The organism is Kitasatospora sp. NPDC050463 (genome assembly GCF_040655255.1).
GTDB lineage: Bacteria > Actinomycetota > Actinomycetes > Streptomycetales > Streptomycetaceae > Kitasatospora.
Window position 1 is genome coordinate 1 of the sequence record NZ_JBFAJO010000139.1, and the last position, 10,510, is coordinate 10,510.

General features: G+C 69.8%; 15 protein-coding genes. 4 read left to right on the forward strand and 11 right to left on the reverse strand.

What is annotated here, in order from left to right; all coding sequences use genetic code 11:
- Positions 1-690: 690 nt before the first annotated feature.
- Positions 691-1,956, forward strand: coding sequence for a group II intron reverse transcriptase/maturase (ltrA, locus tag AB0J08_RS39645; RefSeq protein WP_360644408.1), 1,266 nt, complete (start codon positions 691-693; stop codon positions 1,954-1,956).
- 33 nt (positions 1,957-1,989) lie between these two features.
- Here ltrA and AB0J08_RS39650 read toward each other — a convergent pair whose 3' ends face one another.
- The 4 genes from AB0J08_RS39650 to AB0J08_RS39665 all read right to left on the reverse strand — a co-directional run bounded on the left by AB0J08_RS39650 (position 1,990) and on the right by AB0J08_RS39665 (position 4,543).
- Positions 1,990-2,628 (reverse strand): transposase family protein, encoded by a 639-nt coding sequence (locus AB0J08_RS39650; protein WP_360644411.1) that lies wholly within the window; start codon positions 2,626-2,628, stop codon positions 1,990-1,992.
- A 62-nt stretch (positions 2,629-2,690) separates the two neighbouring features.
- Positions 2,691-3,353 carry an NAD(P)H-binding protein gene (locus tag AB0J08_RS39655; RefSeq protein WP_360644414.1) on the reverse strand — a complete coding sequence of 221 codons (663 nt, stop codon included), beginning with the start codon at positions 3,351-3,353 and terminating at the stop codon, positions 2,691-2,693.
- A 67-nt stretch (positions 3,354-3,420) separates the two neighbouring features.
- On the reverse strand, positions 3,421-3,792 hold the full coding sequence (locus tag AB0J08_RS39660) for a DoxX family protein (protein ID WP_360644417.1): 372 nt from the start codon (positions 3,790-3,792) through the stop codon (positions 3,421-3,423).
- A gap of 40 nt (positions 3,793-3,832) precedes the next feature.
- Positions 3,833-4,543, reverse strand: a complete 711-nt coding sequence (locus AB0J08_RS39665; protein WP_360644420.1) for a DsbA family oxidoreductase — start codon at positions 4,541-4,543, stop codon at positions 3,833-3,835.
- A 105-nt stretch (positions 4,544-4,648) separates the two neighbouring features.
- Between AB0J08_RS39665 and AB0J08_RS39670 the strand changes: the two genes are divergently transcribed.
- Positions 4,649-5,095 carry a helix-turn-helix domain-containing protein gene (locus tag AB0J08_RS39670; RefSeq protein WP_360644423.1) on the forward strand — a complete coding sequence of 149 codons (447 nt, stop codon included), beginning with the start codon at positions 4,649-4,651 and terminating at the stop codon, positions 5,093-5,095.
- Positions 5,096-5,367: 272 nt separating this feature from the next.
- Here AB0J08_RS39670 and AB0J08_RS39675 read toward each other — a convergent pair whose 3' ends face one another.
- A complete protein-coding gene (locus AB0J08_RS39675) occupies positions 5,368-5,622 on the reverse strand; it encodes a hypothetical protein (RefSeq protein WP_360644426.1) in 255 nt (84 codons plus the stop codon).
- A 297-nt stretch (positions 5,623-5,919) separates the two neighbouring features.
- Entirely contained in the window at positions 5,920-6,402 is a 483-nt protein-coding gene (locus AB0J08_RS39680) for a hypothetical protein (RefSeq protein ID WP_360644428.1), read from the reverse strand.
- A 357-nt stretch (positions 6,403-6,759) separates the two neighbouring features.
- Between AB0J08_RS39680 and AB0J08_RS39685 the strand changes: the two genes are divergently transcribed.
- Entirely contained in the window at positions 6,760-7,149 is a 390-nt protein-coding gene (locus AB0J08_RS39685) for a hypothetical protein (RefSeq protein ID WP_360644431.1), read from the forward strand.
- A 40-nt stretch (positions 7,150-7,189) separates the two neighbouring features.
- Here the strand turns inward: AB0J08_RS39685 and AB0J08_RS39690 are convergent, their stop codons facing one another.
- The gene (locus AB0J08_RS39690; protein ID WP_360644433.1) at positions 7,190-7,882 is read right to left on the reverse strand and encodes a hypothetical protein; all 693 of its coding nucleotides are present in this window, start codon (positions 7,880-7,882) and stop codon (positions 7,190-7,192) included.
- Between the two features lie 516 nt (positions 7,883-8,398).
- Positions 8,399-8,614: a hypothetical protein gene (locus AB0J08_RS39695; RefSeq protein WP_360644436.1), complete on the reverse strand. Its 216-nt coding sequence runs from the start codon at positions 8,612-8,614 to the stop codon at positions 8,399-8,401.
- 119 nt (positions 8,615-8,733) lie between these two features.
- Between AB0J08_RS39695 and AB0J08_RS39700 the strand changes: the two genes are divergently transcribed.
- Positions 8,734-8,913, forward strand: a complete 180-nt coding sequence (locus AB0J08_RS39700; protein ID WP_360644439.1) for a transposase — start codon at positions 8,734-8,736, stop codon at positions 8,911-8,913.
- 15 nt (positions 8,914-8,928) lie between these two features.
- On the opposite strand, the gene AB0J08_RS39705 is transcribed toward AB0J08_RS39700, so the two are convergent.
- From AB0J08_RS39705 to AB0J08_RS39715, 3 genes are all read right to left on the reverse strand, one after another.
- Positions 8,929-9,426 (reverse strand): hypothetical protein, encoded by a 498-nt coding sequence (locus AB0J08_RS39705; RefSeq protein ID WP_360644442.1) that lies wholly within the window; start codon positions 9,424-9,426, stop codon positions 8,929-8,931.
- A 62-nt stretch (positions 9,427-9,488) separates the two neighbouring features.
- A complete protein-coding gene (locus AB0J08_RS39710) occupies positions 9,489-9,695 on the reverse strand; it encodes a hypothetical protein (protein WP_360644445.1) in 207 nt (68 codons plus the stop codon).
- A 401-nt stretch (positions 9,696-10,096) separates the two neighbouring features.
- Positions 10,097-10,288, reverse strand: a complete 192-nt coding sequence (locus AB0J08_RS39715) for a hypothetical protein (RefSeq protein ID WP_360644448.1) — start codon at positions 10,286-10,288, stop codon at positions 10,097-10,099.
- Between the last annotated feature and the right edge of the window lie 222 nt (positions 10,289-10,510).

Here is a 10,510-nt window from a genome sequence, read left to right on the forward strand (position 1 = left end):
CCCGTCGAGTACGAGAACACCTACCACCTCACAACTGCAAAACCACAGGTCACAACCACAAGCTGAGGTCTCTATCGAACCCGGGGCGGTTCAGTGATTTCGTTGGGTGTGTCCTGAATACGTAGGGGAGCTGATTGTAGGAAAGCTGCTTGAAGTAATGCTGTACGGGAGATGAAGGTGTTTGGCCCTTCGGAGCCGCCCTGCGGGGGAGGCTTCAAACCGCCTCATGCTGCGTTAGCCGAAGACTGTCGTGGTGAGCGATTGAGGAAAAGGCGCCGTAAGAGGCGTCAGGTGGGGATCAGGAAGACGAACGCAAGTGAATCGTTGCTGAAGTGTCGAAAGATCTTAGACGACATCAGAACCGGGGTGTCTAATGGGTCCCGGGATGAGCCTGGCGGGTGCCCGCTTATTGGCCAGGCGGTGTCCGGCATGAAGACGACGTGAGCCTGATCTGCCGCTTCCGTACGGAACAGGAGAAGGCGCTCCTCGACACTGTCCGCCCTGGTAGGAGCGGCGAGAGGGAGTATCCCAAGCGGCTGGAACCGCGAGGGGCCGAGTACCGATGCGAGGTGCGCCGGCGGACCGGCTCGTAGTAGTGATGAAGCCTCTGTAATGGGGGTGGAGCGAAGGGGTCGGGCCATTCGTGACGTTGTGTATCCAGACAACCGGATGTTCTCCGGGAGGAACTGCATGGACACGTTGAAGTCATCGACCAAGCCGTTTGATATTTCAAGGCGGACGGTCTGGGAGGCGTACGAGGGAGTGAAGGCGAACAAAGGTGCGCCGGGGGTGGACAGGCAGTCCATCGAGGACTTCGAGAAGGATCTGAAGAACAATCTGTACAAGATCTGGAATCGCATGTCGTCGGGGACGTACTTTCCACCGCCGGTGCGAGCGGTGGAGATCCCCAAGTCGTCGCCCGGCGGTGGCGTGAGGATCTTGGGCGTGCCCACGGTGGCCGACAGAATCGCCCAGACCGTGGTGGCCAGGCATCTCATGGACCGGGTGGAACCCGTGTTCCATGAGGACTCCTACGGCTACCGGCCTGGGCGGTCGGCGCTGGACGCGGTGGAGTCCTGCCGGGAACGCTGCTGGAGGAAGGACTGGGTGGTCGAGTTCGACATCGAGAAGTTCTTCGACAGCGTCCGGTGGGACCTCATCGTCAAGGCCGTGGAAGCGCACACCGACGCCGTTTGGGTGATTTTGTATGTCAAGCGGTGGCTCCAAGCACCGCTGCAACTGCCCGATGGCACCTTGCAACAGCGGGACCGTGGAACCCCACAGGGCTCAGCGGTATCGCCCGTGCTCGCGAACCTGTTCATGCACTACGCATTCGACATGTGGCTGGACCGGGAGTTCCCCACCGTCACGTTCGAGCGTTACGCCGATGACGCGGTCGTGCACTGCGTCTCGGAGCGTCAGGCCCGCCAGGTGCTGGCCGCGCTCATGGGCAGGATGGAGGAAGTCGGACTGCGTCTGCATCCCGACAAGACCAGGATCGTGTACTGCCAGGACGGGAAACGCCAGGGCTCTTATGAGAACAGGGAGTTCACCTTCCTCGGGTACACGTTCCGCGCGCGCAAGTCGCAGGACAAGCAGGGCAGGCAGTTCTTGTCCTTCGAACCTGCGATCAGCAAGGACGCCTTGAAGAGGATCGGCGGGGAAGTACGCAGTTGGCGTCTTCATCGACGGTCCGACCTCTCCTTCGTTGAGCTCGCCCGACGGATCAACCCGATCGTGGCGGGCTGGGTCAACTACTACGGCCGGTTCTACCGATCGGCCCTGACCCCTCTCCTACAGCGCATCAACGCCTACTTGGTGCGCTGGATCCGCAAGAAGTACAAGCGACTCGCGGCGTTGCGCAAGGCCCTGGGGAAGATGCGGGAGATCGCGAAGCGGTATCCCCGCATGTTCGCCCACTGGAAGGTGACCACCGCAGCGTCCTCGGGCTGGTGATCAGGATGGCAAGAGCCGTGTAAAGGGAGATCTTTACGCACGGTTCCGTGAGAGCCGGGGGGCGAAACTCCCCCCGGCTACTCGACTCTTGGCGCCGACCTCACGCTGGGTTGCGACCAGGCCGGTCCCGGTCATCGCGGCCAGCAGGTGGACCTGGGTGCCGTTGGCGCGGCGCGCGCCGCGAACGGTCTTGCCGTCCACGGCCAGCGAGCGGCGGGCGCGTCTGCCCAGGTCATGGTCGGGTGGCGGTCGGTCGGGGTCGCGGGCGGCGAGCCAGGCGCAGATCGCCTCGTCGAGGGCGTCGCCGTCCACGCGCTGCAGGCCCCGACGTACGGTGGCTTCGGCCGGGGCGGTGGGCCCGGCGGGTTCGCGGCTGGGGCCGCCGAGGGCGGTGAGAACAGCGGCCGGGGCGTCGGCTGCCCATTCCGCGATCGAAGTCAGGGATTTCGCGCCGGCCAGTACCGCGCACGCGGCGAGTGCGAGGACGAAGGCGAGGGGGTGGCGGCGTCCCTTGGCTTTACGTGGATCGGGAAGGGTCGCGAGGCGGTCCAGCAGCTGCGGGTGTTCCCCGGGCTCGGCAGGGCGGCCGGTGGCGAGCCGGCCCAGGCCGGCGGGGACGGGCGATGAAGATCGGGCAGGCACGGTCTTCCGCCGTGTGATGACAGCAGTCAAGATCCTCTCCACGCGTACGGCCGCGCGTTCCCCGCTGGCGGGCGGTCCCCGTGTACGGCCAGTTAGCCGCGGGCGTTCCACACCAGCGGCGTGCTGCGGATCCAGGTCTCCTCGTCGACGGCGTCGAGGAGGAAGCGGGCGAGGTCGGCCCGGTTGATCCAGCGTCCGGGCGCGGTGGTGCCGGGGTCGGCGGCGCGCAGGGGGCCGGTGGCGGGCTTGTCGGTGAGTGCGACGGCGCGGGCGAGGGTCCAGTCGGTGTCGGAGGCGCGGACGACCTGGTCGACGCCGGTGTGGTCGGTGAAGCCGGCCTTGATGTTCGACAGGTTGATGAACGCCTTCACCAGGGGGTTGAGGCGGGCCCAGTCGTCGCCGGCGCCCTGTGAGGAGGCCAGGGCGATCCGGCGGATGCCCTGTTCGGCCATGACGGTCAGGGTGTTGCGGGCGGCGTCGGTCATGAACATCGGCGGGCTGACCGGCTTGGCCCAGGGGTTGTCGGAGGCGCGGGCGTTGTTCAGCACGCTGATCACCGCCCGGGTGCCGTGGGCGGCCCGGCGGATGTCGTCGATGTTCGCGGGCGTGCCCTGGATCAGCTCGACACCGGTCGGGGCGTGGACGGCGGAGGGATCGCGGACGAGGGCGCGGACGCGGTGGCCGCGTTCGGCGGCCTGTGCCAGGACGTGGATACCGGTGCGGCCGCTGCCGCCGAGGACGAGCAGGTCGGTCATGGGGAGTCATCGCCTTTCGTGGGCAAAGGGCCGGGCGGCGGGCCGGCCGGAGATGGATTCGGAGGGATCAGAAGGAGTACGGGCCGAAGCGGCCCCAGGCCACCACGACGGCCAGGGCCAGCAGCACGGCGTTCATGCCGATCGCGCTGTACTCCCGATGGAGCAGGTGGAAGGTGCCGGCCAGCGCCATCACCACCGCGAGGCCGACGGCGGCGAGCGGGGTGAGGACCACCGCGATGCCGGTGGCGGCGGGCAGGACCAGGCCGAGCGCGGCGGCCAGTTCGACCGCGCCGATCAGCCGGACCGTGCCCGGGGCGAGGTCCTTGGTGTAGGGAAGAGTGCCGGCGAGCTTGTCGATCGGCTGGGTCGTCTTCATGACGCCGGCCATCGCGAACACCGCGGCCAGCAGTCCCTGCAGGACCCACAGCAGGACGTTCATCGGACTCCTCGGTTCGAGATCATGGGGGCTGGTGGGGGATTCAGCCGTGTACGGGGACGGCGCAGCCGTCCGGGCCGCAGGCCGGGGCGTCGCCACCAGCGGGGGTGAAAGGGTGGGTGTCGTTCCACGCGGTGCGGAGCAGTTCCAGCAGGGTGTCGCTGTCCTGGGCGCCCGGGACGCCGTATCGGCCGTCGATGACGATGAACGGGGCGCCGGTCGCGCCGAGGCGCTGAGCGCGGGCCGCGTCGTCGCGGACCTGTTCGCGGTAGCGGCGCTGGGCGAGGGCCTGCCGGGTCTGCTCGCGGTCCAGACCCAGGGTGTCGGACAGCGCCAGCAGGTCGTCCAGGTAGAAGACGGGCTCGGCCTTGCCGAAGTAGGTGTCGAAGATCGCGTCCCACGCTTCGCGGTTCTTGCCCTGGGCGGAGGCGTGCGCGAGGAACTCGTGGGCCAGGTCGGTGTTGCCGACCTGGTTGTCCAGCACCCGGTAGGGGCTCAGTCCCTCGGCCGCGGCCAGTGCCTCGATCCGCCGGGTCGACGCCTCGGCCTGACCGCCGCCGACACCGTGCCGTCGCAGCAGCGCCTCGCGGACGGAGAAAGTGCGGTCCTCGGGGAAGCTGCTGCTGAGCGGGAACGAGTGGTGGACCACCTCCACCTCGCCGGCGTGCTCGAACCACTCCACGGCCTGCTCCAGGCGGTGATGGCCCAGCCCGCACCAGGGGCACGTCACCTCGGACCAGATGTCCACCTTCACCGCGCACCTCCAATTCTTACGACTTGTTCGTAGCGCCATGGTGGACCAGTATGGAAGGCGGTACAAAAGGCACATTCGTGTGTGTGCCGGAGAGGAATGTGCGTGATGGAACGGGCAAGCGAAGTGGCGACGACCGGTGGGGCGGAGGCGGTCGGGGCGGCGGCGATCGGGCCGTGCGCGGCGATCCCCGCCGAGCACATGGCCTTCATCCGCGAGGTCCTGGACCGCGTCGGCGACAAATGGAGCCTGCTGCTGATCGCCGTCCTGGAACCGGGCCCGCTGCGCTACACCGACCTGCAGCGCCAAGTCCCCGGGATCTCCCAGCGCATGCTCACCCTCACCCTGCGCCAACTCCAGCAGGACGGGCTGATCTCTCGCACCGCCTACGCCGAAGTGCCCCCGCGCGTCGAGTACGCCCTGACCCCGCTCGGCCGTGGCCTCCACGAGATCGCCACGTCCCTGGTCGGCTGGGCCGCCGCCCACCACGACGAGATCCGTGAGAACCGGGCCCGCACGACCTCAGCGCAGCCGAGTACGACTGCACGCTCCTGAGCTACCGGAGACCGTCACCGACGGTAGCGAAACACGCGGCCACCCGACTCCCGTTGAACGACGCCGCCCTACCTGCCGCGGCCTTCAACTGGGAGTGGGGAAGTCTTCACCGTTCGCGAGTGCCAGCTCGCTCGCTTCCGAGTGGCACCGGCTTCCGACACAGGCGTTCGTCCCTAGTCAGGCCGAATGGGATCCATCCGCTGGCCCCAGCTACTCGGACACATACCGCGACGTCGGATGCCCTGCGGCTGCCGCGGGTGATCGGCGCTGAATCACAAGGCAGGGACATCGAACAGCCCCGGAGGGTCCGAGCTGACCCCCAGCTCGCGGCTGACCCGGGCAGCCCGCTTGGCCGGGAAGCTCTCCCGTCTAAGCCAGCGCCCTGTCCCAGGATCCTCGCCGGAGACGAGCCAGACGGGCGCGTTCATGAGCAGGCCGCGCAGGCACATGTCGGACGTCCCGCCTGAAGCCGGATCGAAGTGATCGTGAAAGGCGACGATCAGTTGCGGGCTCTCCTCGAGCAGCATCCGAGTGTTCCGCTCCGGGCCGGCGAGCCGCCAGTCCTGCGGCCGGACCAGTCGCTCAGCCTGCCAGTCAACGGGGTGACATCGATGGTGCTCAGCGGTCAGGCCCTGCTTCTCGCACCACAGATGCGCGGCCTGGTCCGCGCCGGAGGCGGCCCCTTCGATGGGGTTCCGGGGTGGACCTCGGCGGCCCCGGATAGGAGTTCCAGCAGGTCCGGCAGGTGCGGGGCGTCTGGATCCAGGACGGATTGGCGGGCAGGACGCAAGGCCTGTCGGGGCCGGAGCGCGAGTTCGTCTTCGTCACCGGGGCAGCCGGCCCGCCGCAGGGCCGGAGTCGGAGCCGAGTGCTACGACCCCGACCACGACACCGCCCTCCAACACGCGCTGCACGCCGAACGCCACCTCCGCGACATCGCCGACCGGGCAGCCGAGGCCGCCTACCAGGCCCGCCGGACCACCGACTCCGCCCACCGCCAGCTCGCGGGCACCACCGCCCAGCCCCTCTACACCGCCCTCGACCGTGCCGGCCTCCACACGCTCACCGACGACGACCACCAGGTCGTCCGCGACCTCACCCGCACCCTCGACCCCGCCACACTGCGCCAGGTCATGAGCTGGCTGGAGCGCACCCGCACCGCACCTCGTCCTGCGCGGCACCGAGGCCGCCCCGCCCGCCCGGCACGTCGTCCGGCGCAGCCGGCTCTGACAAACCGCGAGGCGCCGCCGCGGGTTGTCCTCCGCGAACCGCCGCCAGTGCTCGAAATCCTCCAGATCCCGCGCCACCGCCTCCGGCCACACCCGCCCCGGCCCCACAGGAACGTCAACAGCAGTACCAGGTCCGTCGCGTAGTTGCGCCGGGTCTCGGCGGTGTAGCCGCGGAAGACACGCGACTGCCCGTAGAGAGCGAGAAGCGGATCGATGCGGTAGTCAGGGGACAGGAAGATCGGATCGCCCGCGCGTACCCCGACAGCTTCCTCCCGCTCGGCAAGATCCTTCCAGCCCTCAACCAGCCCGGCCCGAACACCGTTGTGCCGAGCCGCATCCTGCGGCACCCAGAACACCCGCCAGCTCACCGGCGACCCCTCTCAAACGGCTCAGACACGCCGATTCAACAGGGAATTGTGGGTTCCATGGTCGTCGGTGAAGTCGTGGTCGAGCCACGTCGTTGCGCGAGTAGATTCGCAGCGTGCGTCCGAAGGGCGCCTCGCCGCCGTCTTCGAACGCCTCACCGTTTCGGGCAGCAGCATCGAGTACAGCCGTGAGCCCGGGTGGGCGGAGGAGGACCTGGTGGTCCTGGCCGAGCTGAAGGCCGTTCAGCTTGACGCCCTGCGCGCGCTCGCCGACGGCGACGCGGTGGCCGTCGACCGGCTGATCCGCTCCGAGACGGACGCCCTGCGCGCCCGGATCGGCCTGCTGGCCCGACTGCGCGCGGTCAACCTCAACGAGGCCTACGGCCGCGGCCGCGGCGCCCACGCCAGCCCCTGCGATGCCAACGGCACGCCCGTCATCGTGGACGGCACCAAGCGCTGAGGCACCACGCGCTGAGACCGCTGGGTGGCGGCCGGCCGGCTCAGGCCTGCGGGGCCTGGGCCGGGCCGTCGCCGGTGGGCCCGTCGGCCGGGCCGTCCTGGTGGGCGGCCGCGCGCACCAGGACGGGCAGCAGGTCCGCCACCGCCGCGGTCAGCGCCCCCAGCGCCCGGCCGTCGGGGATCGGGTGCCACAGCAGGCACACCTCGCTGCCGAGGAAGGACACCGCCGGCGCCCCGACGGCCAGCAGCCGCTCCTCCAGTCCGCCGTGCAGCAGCGCCTCCTCCAGAGCGGCGGTGTCCTCGCCGCGCGGGCCGTAGACCAGGCCCTGCGGCCACCGGATGTGCTGTGCCGCGCTGCTCCAGTCGCGTTCCAGCGTGGCCCGCAGGAGCGGCTGCGCCAGCTTGGTGCAGACGGCCAGCCAGATGTCGACGTCGCCGTCCAGCTGCTTGATGAGGATCGAGACCGTCACCTCCTTGCCCGTGAGCGGCCCGGTCAGCGTGAGCGGCCCGCTCGCCGTCTCGCTCGGGCGGGTCTGGGCGGTCAGCCAGGGGAAGTGGGCCAGGTGGCCCTCCCAGCGGGGCGACTTCAGGTGGTGCAGACGCCAACCCGGCTGCTCCGCCAACCCCTTGATCCCCGTGCCCACCCGCGTGGCTCCCACGGCCTTCCGGGTCCCGCGCACCGCCATGACCACCGCCACGACGAAGGTCAGCCCACAGGCCAGAAGGAACAGCATGCCACCGATCATCGGATCTCCTTCATGGTGCTCTCGGCTTCACCTCGCGGAGGAGCGGGGCTCCCCCACAGCGAGGCGCGGTGCGTGATCGTCCGTCATGTGACCACCAGTTGAGGGGACACGTGAAACGCGCTCGCCGGTTCCGCTCCCCCCGACCGATTCGCAAGCGGCGAGGCCGTCGCACACGTCCGGGTGGGTGGGGACGGTCTGCAGCCGGCGCTGCAGGCGGCCCGGGCCTGAGCGCAGGCCGCGCGTCGGCCCACGCTCAGCGGGCGGGCGCGGCGGGCAGGATGGTGAGGCCGGACGGGGCCTGAGAGGCAGCGGTCCGCGGGCAATCAGGGGCGGGGCGTCGAAGGGCAGGACGACGAGGTACTGGTGGCGGCCCGTGTCCTTGATGCGGGCCGGCGTGACGGACGGGCCGCCGGCCGCGAGCGCCGCAGCGGCCGGACCAGCGCCCTTGGTCAGCTCGTCGAGGCCGGCGTAGTGCCGAGCGAGGACGGTCGCCCGGCCGGTGATTCAGATCGCGATGCGCGCGCCCCGGCGCAGCGCGGTGAGGAGGTCCTCGCGCAGCGGGCCGGCGGGGGCGTCGGCCTGGAGGAGGTCGTAGCGTTCCTGGGCGCAGGGGCGGGTCGGTGCCGCTTCGGCAAGGTCGCGGCAGGTGCGGCAGGAGGCCAGGGCCCGAGGTTGGAAGTGGTGGCGGTAGAGGTGAGGAGGCGGCCGCTGATCCTGCACAGCGTGCGGCCTGCGTCCGCGGGGCACTCGCCTTCGCCGGGCTTGACATCTAGTGGGCCTTACCCCGCCGAGTGGACCTCTGAGAAGCGGATCTTGGGGTCCGTCGAGAGGATGTCCTCATGGGTACTGCGAGGTACTCGGGGGAGTTCAAGCGGGACGCGGTGGCGCTGGTGGAGTCCAGCGGGCGGCGCATCTCGTCGGTGGCGCAGGCGGAGGAGCTGGAGCTGTTCCACGGCATCGGTATGGCCGACCTGGACGAGTCGCTGGACGAGGAGCAGGCCGACGGCTGGGCCCGGTAGCCCAATCGCCAGCAGTTACCCGCTCTCGCCTGCGGACAGGGGGCGGGATTCGAGGAAGAGACCGAGCAGCTCGGCCGGGACGGGCTGCTGGCCGGGCCCGGGACGCGGACCGCGTCCGGCCGGACGGGATCCCGACGCCGGTACGACTGAGTCCTCAGCCGGTCGGACGCCGACCGGGAGATCCTCCACACTGAGGACCTGGTGCAGGGCCGCCCGGTGCTCGGCCACGGCCTGGGCGTGCCGGACGGTGAGGTCGAGCTGCTCACCGTCCATCTCTTCCAGCCGCCCGAGCACCTCGGCGGCCAGCGCCGGATCGAGCGTGTCCAGCAGGTTCCGGGCCTGCACCCGCAGTGCGGGGGCCTGCTCGTCGAGGCGGCGCTTGCGCAGCGCGGCCTGACGGCACGCCTGCCCGCAGTAGAAGCCGGGCCGGCCGGTCGCGGCCGGCGCCGGAAGGAGGCGGCCGCAGCGGGGCCCGGCGCAGACACGCACCGGCGACTGGTGAGGTTTCGTCACCGTCCCACCGTGACGGAACCTGGCGGCGACCACAAGCTGCCCCGCTGTCGGCATAGGAGCGCTCAGGGAGTCCGGGTCACGGAGCTGGAGCTGAGGAGCTGGACGAGCAGCACCGCGATGTGGACGGCGGCGTGGGCGGCTTCCACCGTGATGGGTGCGCTGGTCTGTCCTCCGGGGTGGCGGTCGCGGTGCCCGTGCCAGAGCAGCTTCATGAGGGAGACGACCGTGTCGACCTTGGCAGGTACCGCCTGGTTGTCCAGGATCACCATCGAGTAGTCCGCCCCGTTGGGGTCCAGCTCGCGGATGACAGTGCCCAGGGGTCGCCCGGGTGTCGGCGCTGGCGTAGAGGGGGATTGCGACGTGGCCGGGGTTGCGGTGTGCGCTCGGTCTGGCCTGCTGCTCCCTGAGCCGGTCCAGGCGGCCGCTCGGGCCGGGGTGACCGAGGCCAAGGACGATGGCCGGGTCTTCGTCGAGAAGTGCCGGCACCCGGCACCGCGGCTTCGCCCCTGGCCGACTCCTGGCCGCTCGGATCGAGCCAGGGCTGGTTCGCCGACAGCCGCGGACTCGTGTACCGCACGTCATCCGGATCACGTACCGCCGTGACCTCGGGCCGACAACCCCACCAGCCACGCGCACCAGGACGACGAACACCACCACGAGCACGCCGTCGTCAGCACCGGCGCGACTGGTCGCGGTACTTCCAGCAGACCTCGTCGCCCTCCTCGTCATCGCACAAGCACGCGCCGCACGCGGCGCACAACTCCCAGCTGTCCTCGCAGCGCCGCAGCGGGTAGGTCATCTCCTCCCCACACCAACCGCACTCACGGATGTCGTGGATGTCGCCCTGCTGCTGATTCGTCACGGACGAAACGTAGCCGACAAGATCATCTGTAGTGCCATAGCCGCCGCTGCGGCCCGCTCACCGGTCTGCTGGCCGTGCCTGCCCCTTCGGGGCGGCCGCCCGCTGCGCCCCGCTTTCTTGTCTACCGCGCTACTGAGCTTGATTGCGTGATGTCGGCTGTTGCTGAGCTCAGCCGTCCATGATCAGTCCGGTCTCGGTGAGGCAGGCGTCGATCAGATGGGC